Source organism: Streptomyces sp. NPDC039609, from assembly GCF_055596705.1.
The window spans coordinates 218,991-236,814 of record NZ_JBVIUJ010000013.1 but is presented as its reverse complement, the minus strand read 5'-3'; the positions used below and the strand labels follow the sequence as shown (position 1 = coordinate 236,814).

At 71.8% G+C, this 17,824-nt stretch carries 15 protein-coding genes and 1 pseudogene; 8 read left to right on the top strand and 8 right to left on the bottom strand.

Annotated elements, in window-relative coordinates; all coding sequences use genetic code 11:
• The first annotated feature begins 80 nt into the window (after positions 1-80).
• From ACZ561_RS32775 to ACZ561_RS32765, 3 genes and pseudogenes are all read left to right on the top strand, one after another.
• Positions 81-1,052 (top strand): ATP-binding cassette domain-containing protein, encoded by a 972-nt coding sequence (locus ACZ561_RS32775; protein WP_471002059.1) that lies wholly within the window; start codon positions 81-83, stop codon positions 1,050-1,052.
• Positions 1,049-1,834, top strand: coding sequence for an ABC transporter permease (locus tag ACZ561_RS32770; RefSeq protein WP_471002056.1), 786 nt, complete (start codon positions 1,049-1,051; stop codon positions 1,832-1,834). Before ACZ561_RS32775 ends, ACZ561_RS32770 begins: the two co-directional genes overlap by 4 nt.
• A gap of 137 nt (positions 1,835-1,971) precedes the next feature.
• Positions 1,972-2,193: pseudogene (locus ACZ561_RS32765) on the top strand (SDR family oxidoreductase); the annotation flags it as partial.
• A 112-nt stretch (positions 2,194-2,305) separates the two neighbouring features.
• Here the strand turns inward: ACZ561_RS32765 and thpR are convergent.
• Positions 2,306-2,875 carry an RNA 2',3'-cyclic phosphodiesterase gene (thpR, locus tag ACZ561_RS32760; RefSeq protein WP_471002053.1) on the bottom strand — a complete coding sequence of 190 codons (570 nt, stop codon included), beginning with the start codon at positions 2,873-2,875 and terminating at the stop codon, positions 2,306-2,308.
• Positions 2,876-2,908: 33 nt separating this feature from the next.
• On the opposite strand from thpR, the gene ACZ561_RS32755 reads away from it, so the two are divergent.
• Positions 2,909-3,415: a GNAT family N-acetyltransferase gene (locus tag ACZ561_RS32755; protein WP_471002050.1), complete on the top strand. Its 507-nt coding sequence runs from the start codon at positions 2,909-2,911 to the stop codon at positions 3,413-3,415.
• 156 nt (positions 3,416-3,571) lie between these two features.
• Here the strand turns inward: ACZ561_RS32755 and ACZ561_RS32750 are convergent, their stop codons facing one another.
• Both ACZ561_RS32750 and ACZ561_RS32745 read right to left on the bottom strand, forming a co-directional pair.
• Complete coding sequence (locus tag ACZ561_RS32750; protein WP_471002047.1) at positions 3,572-4,909, bottom strand: MFS transporter; 1,338 nt, start codon at positions 4,907-4,909, stop codon at positions 3,572-3,574.
• 27 nt (positions 4,910-4,936) lie between these two features.
• Positions 4,937-5,380 carry a MarR family winged helix-turn-helix transcriptional regulator gene (locus ACZ561_RS32745; RefSeq protein WP_329117645.1) on the bottom strand — a complete coding sequence of 148 codons (444 nt, stop codon included), beginning with the start codon at positions 5,378-5,380 and terminating at the stop codon, positions 4,937-4,939.
• Positions 5,381-5,512: 132 nt separating this feature from the next.
• On the opposite strand from ACZ561_RS32745, the gene ACZ561_RS32740 reads away from it, so the two are divergent.
• Entirely contained in the window at positions 5,513-5,713 is a 201-nt protein-coding gene (locus tag ACZ561_RS32740) for a ribbon-helix-helix protein, CopG family (protein WP_329117647.1), read from the top strand.
• Positions 5,714-5,722: 9 nt separating this feature from the next.
• Here ACZ561_RS32740 and ACZ561_RS32735 read toward each other — a convergent pair whose 3' ends face one another.
• A complete protein-coding gene (locus tag ACZ561_RS32735; RefSeq protein WP_471002042.1) occupies positions 5,723-7,180 on the bottom strand; it encodes an NCS2 family permease in 1,458 nt (485 codons plus the stop codon).
• Positions 7,181-7,325: 145 nt separating this feature from the next.
• Between ACZ561_RS32735 and ACZ561_RS32730 the strand changes: the two genes are divergently transcribed.
• Together ACZ561_RS32730 and ACZ561_RS32725 are read left to right on the top strand one after the other, a co-directional pair.
• Positions 7,326-7,595 (top strand): DUF2530 domain-containing protein, encoded by a 270-nt coding sequence (locus tag ACZ561_RS32730; protein ID WP_471002039.1) that lies wholly within the window; start codon positions 7,326-7,328, stop codon positions 7,593-7,595.
• A gap of 110 nt (positions 7,596-7,705) precedes the next feature.
• A complete protein-coding gene (locus tag ACZ561_RS32725) occupies positions 7,706-10,111 on the top strand; it encodes an HAD-IC family P-type ATPase (RefSeq protein WP_471002036.1) in 2,406 nt (801 codons plus the stop codon).
• Positions 10,112-10,150: 39 nt separating this feature from the next.
• Here the strand turns inward: ACZ561_RS32725 and ACZ561_RS32720 are convergent, their stop codons facing one another.
• Positions 10,151-10,531, bottom strand: a complete 381-nt coding sequence (locus ACZ561_RS32720; protein WP_471002034.1) for a VOC family protein — start codon at positions 10,529-10,531, stop codon at positions 10,151-10,153.
• 5 nt (positions 10,532-10,536) lie between these two features.
• Positions 10,537-11,922 (bottom strand): glycosyltransferase 87 family protein, encoded by a 1,386-nt coding sequence (locus ACZ561_RS32715; protein WP_471002031.1) that lies wholly within the window; start codon positions 11,920-11,922, stop codon positions 10,537-10,539.
• Positions 11,923-12,121: 199 nt separating this feature from the next.
• Here ACZ561_RS32715 and ACZ561_RS32710 point away from each other — a divergent pair, with 199 nt between their 5' ends.
• Positions 12,122-12,988 (top strand): LPXTG cell wall anchor domain-containing protein, encoded by an 867-nt coding sequence (locus ACZ561_RS32710; protein WP_471002028.1) that lies wholly within the window; start codon positions 12,122-12,124, stop codon positions 12,986-12,988.
• Positions 12,989-13,007: 19 nt separating this feature from the next.
• On the opposite strand, the gene ACZ561_RS32705 is transcribed toward ACZ561_RS32710, so the two are convergent.
• Positions 13,008-16,220 carry a sacsin N-terminal ATP-binding-like domain-containing protein gene (locus ACZ561_RS32705; RefSeq protein WP_471002025.1) on the bottom strand — a complete coding sequence of 1,071 codons (3,213 nt, stop codon included), beginning with the start codon at positions 16,218-16,220 and terminating at the stop codon, positions 13,008-13,010.
• Between the two features lie 450 nt (positions 16,221-16,670).
• Positions 16,671-17,591, bottom strand: a complete 921-nt coding sequence (locus tag ACZ561_RS32700; RefSeq protein WP_376433854.1) for a DUF3027 domain-containing protein — start codon at positions 17,589-17,591, stop codon at positions 16,671-16,673.
• Positions 17,592-17,824 lie beyond the last annotated feature (233 nt).

Sequence of the window (17,824 nt, the reverse complement as noted above, 5' to 3'; positions counted from 1 at the left end):
CACCACCTCCCAGGGCGACATCGCCGCCCACAGCCTGTGACCCGCAGCCCCGACCCACAGCACCGACAAGGAGCAACACCATGACGAACCCGGCCATCGCGGCGAACGGGCTGCGCAAGTCCTACGGCGACAAGGTCGTGCTCGACGGCATCGACCTGACCGTCCCCGAAGGAACCGTCTTCTCCCTGCTCGGCCCGAACGGCGCCGGCAAGACCACCGCCGTCAAGATCCTCTCCACCCTCATCACCGCCGACGCGGCCTCCGGCGAGATCCGCGTCGGAGGCCACGACCTCGCCGCCGACCCGCAGGCGGTGCGGGCCGCGATCGGCGTCACCGGGCAGTTCTCCGCGGTCGACGGCCTGATCACCGGCGAGGAGAACATGCTCCTCATGGCGGACCTGCACTGCCTGTCCAAGCGCGAGGGACGGCGGGTCACCGCCGAACTGCTGGAGCGCTTCGACCTGGTGGAGGCCGCGAAGAAGCCCGCCGCCAGCTACTCCGGCGGCATGAAGCGCCGCCTCGACATCGCCATGACGCTGGTCGGCAACCCGCGGATCATCTTCCTCGACGAACCCACCACCGGCCTCGACCCGCGCAGCCGCCACAACATGTGGCAGATCATCCGCGAGCTCGTCACCGGCGGCGTCACGGTCTTCCTCACCACGCAGTACCTCGAGGAGGCCGACGAACTCGCCGACCGCATCGCCGTGCTCAACAACGGCAGGATCGCCGCCGAAGGCACCGCAGAGGAACTCAAGCGGCTCATCCCCGGCGGACACGTCCGGCTCCGCTTCACCGACCCGTCCAGCTACCAGGCCGCCACCGCCACCCTGCGCGAGGTCACCCGGGACGACGAGACGCTGGCGCTGCAGATCCCCAGCGACGGCAGCCAGCGCGACCTGCGCTCCATCCTCGACCGCCTCGACGCGGCCGGCATCGAGGCCGACGAACTGACCGTGCACACCCCCGACCTCGACGACGTGTTCTTCGCCCTGACCGGCCCGGCCACCATCCCCAGCCAGCCCAACCAGCCCAAGGAGAACCTCCGATGAGCTCCCTCTCCCTCGCCGTGCGCAACTCCTCCACGATGCTCCGCCGCAACCTCCTGCACGCCCGGCGCTACCCGTCGCTGACCCTGAACCTGCTGCTCACCCCGGTCATGCTGCTGCTGCTCTTCGTCTACATCTTCGGCGACGTGATGAGCGCCGGCATGGGGGGCGCCGACCGCTCCGCCTACATCGCCTACGTCGTCCCGGGCATCCTGCTGATGACCATCGGATCCACCGTCATCGGCGCCGCGGTGTCCGTCGCCACCGACATGTCCGAGGGCATCATCGCCCGCTTCCGCACCATGGCCATCCACCGCGGCTCCGTGCTCATCGGGCACGTCATCGGCAGCGTCCTGCAGTCGGTCGCCAGTGTGGTCCTCGTCGGCGCCGTCGCCGTCGCCATCGGCTTCCGCTCCACCGACGCCACCCTCCTGGAGTGGCTGGCCGCCTTCGGCCTCCTCGCGCTCTTCGCCCTGGCCCTCACCTGGATCGCGGTCGGGATGGGTATGGCCAGCCCGAACGCCGAGGCCGCCAGCAACAGCGCGATGCCACTGATCCTCCTGCCGCTCATCTCCAGCGCGTTCACCCCGATCAACGCGATGCCGGGCTGGTTCCAGCCCATCGCCGAGTACCAGCCCTTCACCCCGGCCATCGAGACCCTGCGCGGCCTGCTCCTCGGCACCGAGATCGGCCACAACGGCTGGCTCGCCCTCGCCTGGTGCCTGGTCCTCGCAGGACTCGGCTACCGCTGGTCGACCGCCTCGTTCAAGAACGACCCGAAGTAATCGGCATGAACACGCGGGCCACCCCCGCAACCCGTCCCACCCCAGGGCGGCGCACCCCGACACCACGTCGGAGTACGCCGCCCCGTCGGCTTTCCGGCCGCCCGTCACTGACGACGGATCCGTCGATCCCCGAGGCCGCCGTCCCCCCGGGACCGGTCAGCACGCCGCTGCTGCGGGAACTGTTCGCCAAGGACCCGGAACGCGCCGCCCGCCGTCTGGTCCACATCCCCACGGGCCGGTTCGCAGAGCCGGAGGAGATCGCCGCCGCGGCCGCCTTCCTGGCCGGCGACGACTCGTCGTTCGTCACGGCCTCGGACTTCCTGGTCGACGGCGGCATCGCGGGGGCGTACGTCACCCCGGAGCGATCCGGCGCTACTGGCCGACCACGGAGGCCACGGCGATCATCGCGAACATCAGGACAAGCACACCGGCCATGATCCGGTTACGGGTTTTGGGATCCACCCTTCGAGGTTAACCCGCCCCGCCCAGCGGCCAGACGCCGACCGTCTCGTACCGCGGCTGCTCCCCCGGCACACCACCGCCGGGGAGGTTGCTGCGGACGAGCGCCAGCTCGGGGACCTGCCAGCGGGTGCCCTCGAATCCGGCCATCGCGTCGACGAACGGCCCCAGGCCGACGTCGGCGCGCGAGCGCGCGATCGTCAGGTGCGCCTGGTAGCGGCGGTGCTCGTCCATCGGCACGCCGGCACGGCGGGCGGCCGCGTCGGCGCGCTCCGCGAGCAGGCGCATCTCGTCGAGGTCCCCGGCGGCCCCGGTCCACAGCACCGCCCGGCCGAAGTGTCCGCCGCCGTGCAGACGCAGGGCGAACGGCGGGGTGCGGTGGGCCGCGCGGGCGAGCCTCTCGTGGAGTTCGGGGAGCAGCTCGTCGTCGACCTCGCCCATGAAGGCGAGCGTGAAGTGCCAGCCGGGCCGCGAGGTCCAGCGCAGACGCTCGGCGTCGGGCAGGTGGGCCAGGCGGTCCACGACACGGGCGAGTTCGGTCAGCTGCTCGGGGGGCGGCACTACGGCAGCGAAAAGCCTCATGCGCAGAGTGTGTCAGCGGCTACCGTCGACCGGATGGAGATCACGATCAGGAAGGGCGGGGCGGACGACGTTCCCGCGATACTCGCGCTGCTCGACAGTGCCGTCGTCTGGCTCAACGGCCAGGGGATCACCGACCAGTGGGGCACCGAGCCGTGGTCGACCCGCGCGAAGGCGGTGAGCCTGGTCGAGAAGATCGTGTCCGAGGGCACGCCGTGGATCGCCGAGATCGACGGCGTCCCGGCGGGAACGGTCACCTTGACCCCGCACCCGGCGTCGTACGTGGCGCCGGCGGACGAACCGGAGGTCTACGTCCACATCCTGGCGACGGACGCGCGGTTCCACGGCCGGGGCGTGGGCGCGGCGCTGCTCGCCCACGCGGCGGAGGAGACCCGCCGCCAGGGCCTCTCGCTGCTGCGGGTCGACTGCTTCGCGGGCAGCGAGGGCCGCCTGGTGTCGTACTACGAACGCCAGGGCTTCACGAGGACGACCCCGTTCACGGTGGGCGACTGGCCGGGCCAGGTCCTGGAACGCCGCGTCTGACGACAGCGGGCGGTACGGGGCCCAGGTCGTGACCAGGGGCCCGCAGAGGGCGCCCTCCGTGGTGTGGGCAGGCGTCGGCAGGGCAAGGGGCCGGCCCCGGGACGGCTGAGCCGCCGTCGGGGCTTCCCCTGCGTGCGGGCGCCTGCCCCCAGGCGGCTACGCCGCTGTCGCCAGGCGTTCCCGTTCGACGAACCGCACCCGCGGGTGCCCGCGGTGCCAGCCGAATGCCATCCTCAGGCCGCCGACCCGCGCAAGCACCAGGCCCACCACGCCCGCCGCCACGAGCGAGACCAGGCCGCCCGTCGCGAAGCCCACCCGCGGGCCGTACGTGTCGGTGATCCAGCCGAGCAGCGGCGCGCCGATCGGCGTGCCGCCGGCGAAGACCATCATGTAGAGGCTCATGACCCGCCCCCGCATGGCCGGGTCCGTCGCCAGCTGGACCGCCGAGTTCGCGGTGATGTTGACCGTCAGGCCGAACATGCCGATCGGGACGAGCAGCAGGGCGAAGAGCCAGAAGGACGGCGAGACCGCCGCCGCGATCTCCAGCAGCCCGAAGACCACCGCCGCGACGACCACCATCCGCAGCCGTGTACTTCCCCGGCGCGCTGCGAAGAGCGCGCCCGCGAGCGAGCCGGCCGCGATGAGCGTGTTCAGGAAGCCGTACGTCCCCGCGCCCACGTGGAAGATGTCGTCGGCGAAGGCCGTGAGCCAGATCGGGAAGTTGAACCCGAACGTGCCGACGAAGCCCACGAGGACGATCGGCCAGATCAGGTCCGGCCGCCCGGCCACGTACCGCAGGCCTTCCCGCAGCTGTCCCTTGCCCCGCGGCGCACGCTCCACCTTGTGGAGTTCGGCGGGGCGCATCATCAGCAGCCCGGCCAGCGGGGCCAGGAAGAACAGGCCGTTGAGCAGGAAGGACCAGCCGCTGCCGATGGTGGCGATCAGCAGACCGGCGACCGCCGGGCCGACGAGCCGGGCGGACTGGAAGTTCGCGGAGTTCAGCGAGACGGCGTTGCGCAGCTGGTCGGGGCCGACCATCTCGGAGACGAAGGACTGCCGGGCCGGGTTGTCGACGACGGTGACCATGCCGAGCAGGAAGGCGATCAGGTAGACGTGCCAGACCTGGACGTGACCGGAGAGCGTCAGGACGGCGAGGGCGAGCCCGCAGAGGCCGAGCGCGGCCTGGCTGATCAGGAGGAGCTGTCGTTTCGGGTAGCGGTCGGCGATGACACCGCCGTAGAGACCGAAGAGCAGCATCGGGAGGAACTGCAGCGCCGTGGTGATGCCGACGGCGGCGGCGGATCCGGTGAGGCTCAGGACCAGCCAGTCCTGGGTGATACGGGCCATCCAGGTGCCGGTGTTCGAGACGATGGCACCGGTGAAGAACAGCCGGTAGTTCCGGATCCTGAGCGAGGAGAACGTGCCGCCTCGCCCGGGGGTGTCGGTGTCGGGTTTATGGACGGGTGCGGAGTCTGCTCCGGGTCCCGTACTCAAAGTGCGTCGCCTCCTCGGCGTGGGGGTCTAGAGATGGGCGAGCTTCTCCAGGACGGGGGCGGCCGCGCGCAGCTTGGCCCATTCGTCCTCGTCCAGACCCTCGGCGAGGGACGCCAGCCATGCGTTCCGCTTGCGGCGGGACTCCTCGAGCATGGCCTCGGCCCGCTCGGTCTGGCTGACGACCTTCTGTCGGCGGTCGTCGGGGTGTGGCTCCAGCCGGACCAGTCCCTTGGCCTCGAGCAGCGCGACGATGCGGGTCATCGACGGCGGCTGGACGTGCTCCTTGCGGGCCAGCTCACCGGGGGTGGCGGAGCCGCAGAGCTTCAGGGTGCCGAGCACCGACATCTCGGTCGGGCTCAGCGACTCGTCGACTCGCTGGTGCTTGAGTCGTCGGCTCAGTCGCATGACGGCGGAGCGGAGCTCGTTCACGGCCGCGACATCGTCGGCGGTGCCGTGGGACAGGTCAGGCATGTTTGTTAGCATAACTCATTACCCAATCTAAATACCACCCGGGATGCCCGCGACCGAATCTGTCACCCAAACGAGTGAGTTGGATCCGGAAAGTGACGCACGGGGCCCGTTCCTGCCGCGACCCTGACGGGCATGGGATCGACCGTGCTCAGCCTGCGCATCGACGGTGAGCTGCTCGACCGTCTCAAGGGACACGCCGCCAAACGCGGAATGAGCGTCCAGGACTATGTGGTCCGGACACTCATCCGCGCTGATTTCGACGAAAGGTTTCAGACCGCCGTCGACGAGACGGAGAAGTTCTACGGGCTCAAGCCCACGAACGCCCCGTCATGACCGTGTGGGTCACGTGAGGCCGAGGGCCGGCATCGCGTAGTAGAAGACGAACACCGCCGACACGACGTACATGGCCACCGGGACCTCGCGGCCCCGGCCCGTCGCGAGCCTCAGCACGCTGAACGCGATGAAGCCGATGCCGATGCCGTTCGTGATCGAGTACGTGAACGGCATCATCACCATCGCCAGGAACGCCGGCACCGCGATGGTGAAGTCGCTCCAGTCGATCTCCTTGATCGAACCGGCCAGGATCAGGAAGCCGACCGCGAGCAGCGCGGGTGTCGCCGCCTGGGACGGGACCATCGTGGCCAGCGGCGTCAGGAACAGCGCGACCGAGAACAGACCGCCGGTGACCACCGACGCGAGACCGGTGCGCGCGCCCTCCCCGACTCCCGCCGTGGACTCCACGAAGCAGGTGGTGGCCGAGGAGGAGGTGGCACCGCCGGACGCCACGGCCAGACCGTCCACGAGCAGCACCTTGTTGATGCCGGGGAAGTTGCCGTCCTTGTCGATCAGCTTCGCCTCGTCGCCGACACCGAGGATGGTGCCCATCGCGTCGAAGAAGCAGGACAGCAGCACGGTGAAGACGAAGAGGACGCCCGTCAGCATCCCGACCTTCTCGAAGCCGCCGAACAGGCTCACCTCGCCGACCAGACCGAAGTCGGGCGAGGCCACCGGGTTCCCGGGCCAGGTCGGGGTGGTCAGACCCCAGGACGGGATGGTGGCGACGGCGTTGATCACCATCGCGACGATCGTCATCACGACGATGGAGATGAGGATGGCGCCCGGCACCTTGCGGATGATCAGCGCGAGGGTGAGCAGCGTGCCCAGGATGAAGACCAGGACCGGCCAGCCGGTGAGGTGACCGTCGCCGCCGAGCTGGAGCGGGACGGTGGTGTGCGCGGCGTCGGGGATACGGGAGACGAAGCCCGAGTCGACGAGGCCGATGAGCATGATGAAGAGGCCGATACCGATGGCGATGCCCTTGCGCAGGCCGACCGGGACGGCGTTCATCACGCGCTCGCGCAGGCCCGTCGCCACCAGCAGCATCACGACGAGGCCTGCGAGGACGACCATGCCCATGGCGTCCGGCCAGGACATCTTCGGCGCGAGCTGGAGGGCGACGACGGTGTTGACGCCGAGGCCTGCCGCGAGGGCGATCGGGACGTTGCCGATGACACCCATGAGGAGCGTCGAGAAGGCCGCGGTGAGCACGGTCGCGGTGACCAGCTGCCCGCCGTCGAGCTGGTGCCCGTACATGTCCTTGGCGCTGCCGAGGATGATCGGGTTCAGCACGATGATGTAGGCCATCGCGAAGAAGGTGGCGAAGCCGCCGCGGACCTCACGGGCGACGGTCGACCCGCGCTCGGAGATCTTGAAGAAGCGGTCGAGTCCGGAGACCGGTCGCTGCGGCGACTCGGGCGCGGGCTCGGGAGATATGGCCTTGGCGGGGGCCGTGGTGCTCATGGGGTGGTTCCTCTTCGGGGCGTCCAATTTGGCGGTTCATACGAGAGAAACCCGCCAGAGGCAAACCGTTTCAGTATGAACACATGAACGAGCGAGCGTCTATCTCCGCGCGTAGACCCCTTTTCCCGCCGCCTAGACTGACCGCATGGCGAAGTGGACCCCCAAGCACGAGGCACCCGAGCCCCTGGAGGGGCCCGTCGTCGCCACCATCACCGGCGGCACGATCCTCTGGTTCGTACTCTTCCTGGTCCAGGTCCCCTTCTACGGCTGGTTCGACGACCGGGACCTGACCTGGTGGGTGTGGACCTGCCTGGCCGGCGCCGGCCTCGGGCTCATCGGCATCTGGTACGTACGCAAGCGCGACGCCGCGATCAAGCGGCACGAAGCCGAGCGGAACGCCTCGCCCGCCCCCTGATCCCACTCCTTGATCCGCGTAGTACCGCGGGACGATTTCCGTCCTCCCGCGGTCTGATGTTCACCCTTCTCGGCGGGTGAACGGTCGCTTCCGGTCGTACCGTCGAAACCATGACTCAGCGGGCGAAGATCGACACGGACGACAGTGAGATCGCGGACGAGCCCCCGGTCGTCCACCGCGTCGCCGGACTGACCTCCGCCGAGGTCTCCGAACGCGTCGCCCGCGGCGAGGTCAACGACGTCCCGGTCCGCAGTTCGCGCTCCACCGTGGACATCGTCCGCGGCAACGTCTTCACCCGCTTCAACGCGATCATCGGCGTGCTCTGGGTGATCATGTTCTTCGTCGCCCCGATCCAGGACAGCCTCTTCGGCTTCGTGATCGTCGCCAACACCGGCATCGGCATCATCCAGGAACTGCGCGCCAAGAAGACCCTCGACAGTCTGGCCGTCATCGGTGAGGCGAAACCGACGGTCCGGCGCGACGGGGTCTCCGCCGAGGTCTCCACCTCCGAGATCGTCCTCGGCGACCTCATCGAGCTCGGACCCGGCGACAAGGTCGTCGTGGACGGCGAGGTCGCCGAGGCCGACAGCCTGGAGATCGACGAGTCGCTGCTGACCGGCGAGGCCGACCCGGTGGTGAAGAAGCCCGGCGACAGGATGATGTCGGGCTCTTTCGTGGTCGCGGGCGGCGGCGCGTTCACCGCCACCAAGGTCGGGCGCGAGGCGTACGCGGCCCAGCTCGCCGAGGAGGCGTCCCGCTTCACCCTCGTCCACTCCGAGCTGCGCTCCGGCATCTCCACGATCCTCAAGTACGTGACATGGATGATGGTCCCGACCGCGATCGGCCTCATCATCAGCCAGCTCGTCGTCAAGGACAACAATTTCAAGGACTCCGTCGCCCGGACCGTCGGCGGCATCGTCCCGATGATCCCCGAGGGGCTCGTCCTCCTCACCTCCGTCGCCTTCGCGATCGGCGTGATCCGGCTCGGCCGCAAACAGTGCCTCGTGCAGGAGCTGCCGGCCATCGAGGGCCTGGCCCGCGTCGACATCGTCTGCCTCGACAAGACGGGCACGCTGACCGAGGGCGGCATGGACATCACCGAGCTACGGGCCCTCAACGGAAGCGACGAGGAGTACGTACGGAAGGTCCTCGGCGCCCTCGGCGAGTCCGACCCGCACCCCAACGCCTCGCTCCAGGCCATCATCGACGCCTACCCCGACGCGGAGGAGTGGCGCTGCACCGAGTCGCTGCCGTTCTCCTCCGCCCGCAAGTACAGCGGCGCGGCGTTCAGCGAGGGCGACGGCGAGAACTCCGCCTGGCTCCTCGGCGCCCCCGACGTCCTCCTGAAGGCCGGGGACCCGACCCTCACCGAGATCGACCACCTCAACGAGCAGGGGCTCCGGGTCCTCCTCCTCGCCCGTACGAACCGCGATCTCGACTCCCCCGACGTGGCTCAGGACGCCGACCCGACCGCGCTCGTCGTCCTCGAACAGCGGCTGCGCCCGGACGCCGCCGACACCCTCTCCTACTTCGCCGACCAGAACGTGGCCGCCAAGGTCATCTCCGGCGACAACGCGGTCTCCGTCGGAGCCGTGGCCGGGAAGCTCGGCCTGCCCGGGGCCGAGAACACCGTCGACGCCCGCCACCTGCCCACCGAGCAGGCCGCGATGGCCGACGAACTCGACCGGAACGCGGTCTTCGGCCGCGTCACCCCGCAGCAGAAGCGGGACATGGTCGGCGCCCTCCAGTCCCACGGCCACACGGTCGCCATGACCGGTGACGGCGTCAACGACGTCCTCGCCCTCAAGGACGCCGACATCGGCGTCTCGATGGGCTCGGGCTCCGAGGCGACCCGGGCCGTCGCCCAGATCGTCCTCCTGAACAACTCCTTCGCGACCCTGCCGTCGGTGGTCGCCGAGGGCCGCCGGGTCATCGGCAACATCACCCGGGTGGCGACCCTCTTCCTGACGAAGACGGTCTACTCCGTCCTCCTGGCCGTCCTGGTGGTCTGCTCCCAGGTCGAGTACCCCTTCCTGCCGAGGCATCTGACCCTGCTGTCCACCCTCACCATCGGCGTCCCCGCGTTCTTCCTCGCCCTCGCCCCCAACAAGGAGCGCGCGAAGCCGAACTTCGTGAGACGGGTGATGCGGTACGCGATCCCGGGCGGCATCGTCGCGGCGGCGGCCACCTTCACCACGTACCTCATCGCCCGCGCGCACTACAGCGGCCCGGGTGCCCTCGACGCGGAGACGAGCGCCGCCACCCTGACCCTCTTCCTGGTCTCCATGTGGGTCCTGGCGATCGTCGCCCGCCCCTACACCTGGTGGCGCATCGCCCTGGTCGCCACGATGGGCGGCGCCTTCCTCCTGGTCCTCGTCGTCCCCTGGCTCCAGGACTTCTTCGCCCTGAAGCTGGTGGGCGTGACGATGCCCTGGACGGCGGTCGCGATCGCGGCGGTCGGCGCGGCGCTGCTGGAGGTGGCCTGGCGCTGGGTGGACCGGAGGTTCCCTGCGTAGGGCGACGGGCCCTCGGCCCGCACCACGGGGCGCGGGTGGTCAGAGGGGCTGGAGTCGGGCGCGCAGGAGGCAGAACTCGTTGCCTTCCGGGTCGGCCAGGACGTGCCAGCTCTCGCTGCCGTCCTGGCCGACGTCCACCGGCTCGGCGCCCAGGGCGAGCAGCCGTTCCAGTTCGGCGTCCTGGTCGCGGTCGGTGGCGTTGACGTCGATGTGCAGCCGGAGCTTCCCGGTCCGCGGGTCGCTGCTGGGGCTGAGGACGAGGGTGGGCAGGCCGCTGGAGCCGGCGTCGAGCGGCCCGTTCTCGATGGATCCGTCGTCCTCCCGGCCCCGTTCGACGTAGCCGAGCACCTCGATCCAGAAGGCGGCGAGCCGTTCGGGGTCGACGCAGTCGATGACCAGTTCACTGATGCGGCATGCCATGGCCGTCAGTGTAGGGACGGGGACGACTCGGAAGTCGAGGGAACGATCGGGTCGGGGTCCCGGGCTGTCGCCGTCCACAGACGGCGGCAGGAGAGGACGGCCGCGGTGAGCAGGAGGCCGTTGCGGGCGACCATCAAGGTGTTGCCCAGGGCCGTGCCCTGCATGACCTCCAGGTAGTTGAGCGGGTAGGCGAACGCCGTCACGGCGGTCGCGGCGAGCAGGACCCAGGCCACCGGGCGCTGCGTGGTGAGCCGGGAGGTGAGGCAGACCGCCGCCAGGCCCAGCAACCAGACCATGTACTGCGGGCTGATCACCCGGCTGGTGACCGTGAACAGCAGGATCGCGGTGAGCGCCGCGTCGAACGGTGTCGCCTCCGTCCACCGCGAGGCCCGGCCCCGCCAGAACATCAGCCAGCCGAACGCGGCGGCCGTCAGCATCAGCGACAGCTGCGCCACGGTCGCCACGTGCTCACCGCTGAACTCCAGTGCGCCGTAGCGGGTCTCCACCCAGATCGGCATCCCCGACGCCCGCATCAGCGACAGCACCGTGCCGCCCAGCGACTCGATCTGCACACCCCGGGCGCCCTGCTGCTGCAGGAAGTCGAAGCTGTGCCGGAAGGCGACGGCGAGGACGGTCAGCAGCGCGGCGGCGGCCGCGGCGGCGGACACCCAGGCGTCCCTGGTGGTACGGCCCCGCTCCATGCCCACCAGGGTGAGCAGTGGCCACACCTTGATCAGCGCCCCGAACGCGGCGAGCGCCCCGCCGAGGCGCGGCCGCCGGCGGCCGGCGAGCAGCGCGAGGACGGCGAGGGCCGTCACCTGGATGTCGAACCGCCCGTGCGGCAGGTTCAGGAGCATGGGCAGCCCGGCGGTCCACAGCCACGCCCCCGCGAGCCTGCGGCCGGGGCGGGCCAGGGCCACCGTGACCACGGCGTCGGCGACGAGCGTGAGCACGAGGAACGCCGCGAAGTAGTCGAGGAAGGGCAGCAGCGACGGGGAGAGGAACAGCAGACCGGCGCCCGGCGGGTACTGCCAGGTGACGTCGCCGACCGGGAAGGCGCCGTCGGCCAGTTGCTGGGACCACCGCGGGTAGAGGAACTCCACCTCGGACGAGACGTTGCTGACGCCGATGTCGTCCTGGACCAGCAGGTACACCATGACGATCCGGGTCAGGGCCCAGACCGTCCCGATCGCCGCGAGCGACCTGCCCTTGGACCAGGTCGCGGCCCAGGCGTCCGCGTGCCGGGCCGCTCTGTCCAAGGCACGCGCCGCCGCACCTCGGCCATCGACCGGGTCTTTCTGCTGATGGGGGACGGCCGGGTCATGGGTGGCCGGGTCCGGGCCCCCCTCGGGAGGGGCGCCGCCCAGAAGGCCGGCCTTCTGCTGCGTCATGGATCGAAAATGTAGACCGATATGACCACTTTCTCCCGGAGCGAACCGCTGGTCCGGGCGCACGTCCCCCGGAGAGCGGCCCCGGAGGGGCCGGGCCGGGCAACCCTTTGGCGGGGCCAGGTGTCCACCCTGTGCGCACACGCATCGTGCGCGTGTCCGAAGACCAGGTGCCGTCCGGCGCCTGTGGGAGGGAACCCCGATGAAGCTCCGCCCGGCCGCCACCGCGGCCGCCACCACCGCCGCGCTGCTCCTCGCCTCACCCGCCGCCGCCCATGCCGCCGGACCTCCGGCGGACCTGCCGAGCTGCGTGGACGTCTCGAACGGAGACTACGAACAGAAGTCGCTCACCGCGAAGCTGGACGTGGTCGCCGCCTCCGTCGTGGCGGGCAGCGGCTGGCAGCCGGTGAAGGGCTCGGTGACCAACATCGGGACCGAGGACCTGCCGGGCGTCGCGGTGGACGCGTACCCCTGGCGCCAGGTCGAGTTCCCGGAGTACCACCTGGGCGACTATGTGAAAGCGCAGGTGAAGGCGGCCGACGGAAGCTGGCGCGACCTGGGGGACGGGCTGGCGGACGTCGACGAGATCGCGCTCCTGAAGGCCGGCGAGACCAAGCACTACGAGCTGCGCGTCCAGGTGCTCGCCAAGATCCCCGCCGACCTCACCGGAGCGGATTTCAGCCTGTACGGGAGGTTCGCCGACGTCTACAGCCACCCGGACACCGGCAATCGGACCGACTGCGTGGGGGTCGCCCCCGCGCAGGACGGCTTCATGATCAAGCCCGCCCCGACCACCCGGCCGACGCCGACCAGGACCCCGACGACGACCGCCACGCCGACGCGGACCGCCTCACCGACGGGGACCGCCACGCCCACCCGGACCGCCACGCCCACGACAGCGCCGACCGCGACTCCGTCGGCCACACCTCCGGCCGCCCACGCGCCGGACACCGGCGGCGGGCTCGCCGACACCGGCTCGTCGGGCACGGCCACGCTCGCCGTCATCGGTGGCGCGGTCGTCGTCCTCGGCGCGGCGGCGGTGCTCTTCGGCCGCCGCCGCAACCGCTGACGTCCTGGTCGAAGGACGTCTAGTCGAACCACCGGTCCCTGGCCAGCTCCGCCGTCCTCGACGGGTCCTCCAGCAGGGCCGCGACCTCGAAGCGGCGGGGCCACTGGCCGGCCGCCCAGGCCAGACCCGCGGCGACGCCCTCAAGGGTCGCCGCGTGGATCGTGCCGTCGGGCGTGCGGCGCCAGTCGAGTTCGACGCCCGCGGCGCGAAGCTCCTCGTGCTCGATGTACGAGTCCGGGGTCGCCGGCCCGAGGAGGGCGTGCACCGAGGGCGGTACGTCGTGTTCCTCGCCGACCGTGGTGACCTCGGCCTCCACGGACTCGCTCAGCCGCCGGACCTGGAACAGCTCCGCCAGATCCGCCGCCCGCGACGGGGAGACCGGGAGCAGGGGCAGCCCGCCGGCCAGCGGGAGGAGGTCGGGAGCGTCCGCGACCAGCGCCTCGGAGGCGTCGACCACCAGCAGTTCCCCGTCCACGACCGCACGCAGCTCGTCGGGGAGGGTGACCTGCTCGGGGTCCAGTTCGGCGAGCGCGGTGTACAGCGCGTGCAGCTGGGCGCCGGTCACCTCCCGCTCCGGGGAGGCGAGACGGGCCAGGAGTTCGGCCGCGCCGCCCGGCTCGTCGAGGAGCGCGGCGACCGAGGTGCGGACGCCCAGGGCCCGCAGGACCTGCTCGTCCTCGAAGCCGGTCGCGTCGGCGGAGTCGTACAGGCCCATGAGCAGCGGGTCCGTACCGGCGGCCCGCAGACCGGCCGGGCGGCGGCCGTCGAGGACCGGGTGGTCGCGGAGCCACCAGGCGGTGTACGACCGTACGGTCTCGGTCGTCCCGTCCGGCATGAGGACCCGCACGGGCTGGGTGAGCGCGTCCCGCAGCGGCGGCTGCGCCAGCAGGGCGAGAGCCTGCGGCCAGGCCTCGTCGTCGACCAGGTCCAGGTCCCGTACGGCGACGATCTCGGTCGCTACCGGCGGCACCGGCGCCTCCGGCAGCCGGTCGAGGACGTCCTCGCACCACACGTCGACCGCGTCGAGGAGCCCGGCGTCGTCGGACTCGGCGAAGTCGCTCTCGCGGGGCTCCAGTTCGTCCGGGTCGAGGACGAGGTCGGTGGCCCGGACCAGGGCGAAGTTGGCGAGCACCCCACAGGCGGCGAGGGGCTGCTCGCCCCACCGCTCGGCCAGTTCTGCGTCGCAGAGCGCCAGCTCGTCCTCGCGCATCACGGCGGCGAAGGCACTGCCGGGCAGGACCAGTTCACCGGCGGGCGCGAGCTCGCCGTCCTCGTCGGGCAGGGCGAGGGCGCCGAGCCACGGCTCGTCGCCGGGCTCCAACTCGGCGTCCCGGACGAGCGCGAGGACCGTCTCGGCGAGCTCGTCGGCGTCCAGGGTGTCCGCGTCCTCGTCCCAGATCTCCCCCGCGTCGAGGGAGCCGGCCACCGCCGCCCTGACCTGAGGTGTCGTCAGCACGGCGCGGGGCGTGGCGGGCAGGGCGCCCAGCTTCTCCAGGAGGGGGTGAGCGGCGTCCGGATGGGCGACCTTGAGGCCGAGCCGGGTCAGGTCGGCGGGAGTGTGGTCCTGGGGCAGCAGCACATGCCGGGGGCCGATGGTCGTCCGGATCCGGGAGCCGGGCTGCTCTTCCCGGCCCTCGCGGGCCTCGCGGTCCTCGTCGAGACCCTCATCGTAGGTACGTTCGGCATCCCCGCCCGCCAGCGGGACCGGCAGGCCCGTGAGACGGTCCGGGTCCACCCCGGCCAGCGAGTCGTACAGCTGCCACCACCACGACGGCGCCCGGTCCACCCCGGCCAGCCGGTCGATCGCCTCCGTCAGCGGCACCCGCCCGATCCCCAGCGTGCGCAGCTCGGGCCGCCGTTCGAGCCCGGCGGGCAGCAGGGTCGGGAAGACCTCGGCCAGGACGGCGACGGTCTCGGCGCCCGCGCCCTCCACGACCTCCGCCTCCACGGGCCGCAGCGCGGGCATGTCCTCGGACGGCGCCTCGGGGGCCAGGAAGGCCACCCGCGGCAGACGCTCCAGGATCGCCGCGCGCAGCGCCCCGTCCAGGACGCCCTTGCCGAGCAGGCCGGGCACCAGGTCGATCGTGGCGACCGTCACCGGCAGCCAGTCCGCGAGGAGTTCGGCGTAGGCGTCGGCCGCCCGCTCGACCAGGAAGTCGGTGAGCGGCCCGGGCGCCGGATGGCGGCGGGCGGTGTCCAGCGGGAGGGAGGCGATCAGCAGGGCGGGCAGGCCGAGCGGTTCGTCGGTGGGGGTGGGGGCGTGCACGACGGGGGAGGTACGGGGGAACAGCGGCGCGCCCTCGCCGTCGACCGGCACGGCCCAGGTCACCGACCAGTGCGGGCGCAGCCGTTCCTCGACCGGCCGGCCCTTGAGGAGCGCGGGGTCGAGGGGGCCGCCGTGGCTGACGGTCCGCCAGCGGTGGGTGCCGGTCGCGGAGTCGGCGATGTGGACGTAACCGTCCGCCTCGGAACGGCGGAGCGTCCGTACGCCCTCCGAGGTGTCGACCACGATCTCGGCGAGGCCGGGGAGAGTGAGGAGCAGGGCGTCGTCGATGGAGTCGAGGAGCCGCTCGGCGAGGTCGACGGCGGCGGAGTCGCGCAGCGGGAGCACGACGACGGTGTCGTAGCCGTCGGGGGCGGTGCCCTCGGCGGGCAGCGGAAGGCGCAGCAGCGGGACATGGCCGTCGCGGCGGCGCAGCTCGTCCCCGAGGCCGGGGCTGTGCCGGGCGACCTCGGCGGCCAGCTCGCGGGCCTCGGCGAGGGACCAGCGGACACCGCCGTGGCGGCCCAGGACGGCGGGCTCGTCGGAGACGGCGAGGACGGCGGCGAAGCCGACACCGAAACGGCCGACGGCGGTCGCGTCGTGCTCGCCCCGCTTCGCGGAGGCGCGCAGCGTGGACAGGGACTCGACGCCGGTGGCGTCCAGCGGGGCGCCGGTGTTGGCGGCGGCGAGGACGGCGGGGGCATCGGGGCCTGCGGCGTGCAGGGTGAGCCGGAGTCTCCCCGTCACCCCTGCGCGGCGGGCCGCGTCGGCGGCGTTCTGGGCGAGCTCGACGACGAGGCGGTCGCGGTAGCCGCCGAGGGCGAGGTCCTCCTCGGCGTTGGCGTCCTCCCGGAACCGGGCGGGCCCGGCACCCCAGGCATCGAGCACGCCTCTCCGCAGCCGTGCGGTACCGAAGGGGTCGGCTCCGTCGGTCGACGTCCTGACGCTGACGCTCACGTCTGACTCCACTCTGCGGGGCGGGATTGTGCCGGGGCCCGAAGGTACCGCGACCTGCACGTCCCCGGGCGCCACGGGGTACCCGACGACCGCCATCCCGACTACCCGAGCGCGCCGAGCCCATTCCCCCCGGGGGTCGCCACGCGAGCGATCAGCCCACGCCCGACGCGTACGCCGGCGCCCCGCGAGGCCACCCCAGCGCGTGCGCCCGCATCCCGCTGCCCACCCACACCACCCGCGTGTGGGCAATCGTCCCGCTGGGCTGGGGTCCCCCGGACGGAGTCTGGGGGAGGGGGGGCACACGGGACGGCCGCCCTTGCGGGCGCGTCCGCTCCGGCCGGCCCCCGCACCACGAGGCACGTGCACGGTCCAGGGCCCTGGGGCTCGGGGCACAAGGGGCACAGGCGCCTGCAAGGGCGCCGTCCGTTGCGCTACGGCGGTGGGTGCGGAGCCCCCCGCCCGTTACGAGTGGCCCAGGTCTTCCGACGTGCCGTCCGGTTCCGTCGTCGAGCCCGAATCCTTCGCCGGACGCAGCGGGAACGCGTCCGCCCCCATCGAGTCCAGCACCGGCGGCGCCGGCCGCGGCGGCTTCGGCATGACCGCCGCCTCCGAGTGCCCGCCACAGCCGTACGCGAGCGACACGACCCGCCCGTCCGCCGGCGAGAACTCGTTCGCGCACACACCGAACGCCTGCTTCAGCGAGCCCGCCAGCGGCACCAGGAACGCGCAGGACTCGCACGACGCCGGCGCGGCCTGCGCCATCGGCGTCTTCGCCCCGAACGACTCGTCCCACCGGTCCGCCGCCACATGCAGCCCGTACCGCGACAGCACCCGCGCCCGCCGCATCCCGAGCTCCTCGGCGACCGAGGCGATCGCGCCCCGGGACGGCGTACGGGACACGATCTCGGCGTCCTCGGCGTCGAGATGGTCCGCCATCTCCTCCGAGACCGCGGAGTTCGGCGGCGGCGCGTCCTCCCCGGAGTACCCCGGCTCGAGCCGCAGGTCGTCCTGCTCCGTCGGCAGCAGGTCCCCCGGCCCCATGTCACCTGGCCGCAGCCGCTCGCTCCACGGCACCCACTCCGGGGCGAGGAGAGCGTCGGAGCCGGGCAGCAGGACGGTCTCGTCGAGGGTGACGTTCTTCGCCCGGGAGGCGCGCGTGACCGTCACGGCCCAGCGCCAGCCGCGGTAGCCGGGCTCCTTGCACTCGAAGAAGTGCGTGACCACCCGGTCACCCTCGGCGACGGCCTCCACGTGCGCCCCGACGATGCCGGGTGCGGCCGCCTCATCGGCGGCCGCCCGCGCCAGGTCTACCGCCTCGGCGCACAGGCGGTCGGGGGTACGCGGGGTACGCGCAGTACGGCTTCGCGTCGTCGCAGCACTCACAGGTCTCGCTTCTCTCCTACGCCGTCTCACGGGTGCGCCGGGCCGAGGAGCGGGAGCGAAGCTACGGGCGGCGGGCGGAGCGGACCAGAGGGCCGCATCGACGTCCGCACCCGACATGTCTCGCGTGTCTCGGGCACACCTATCGTCATCCATTCTGCGGGATGCCGAAGAGGCGCGCGGCCGAGAACTTCCGCCGGTGGCGCGCTACGCACGCTACCCCCTCTGCCGCCCGC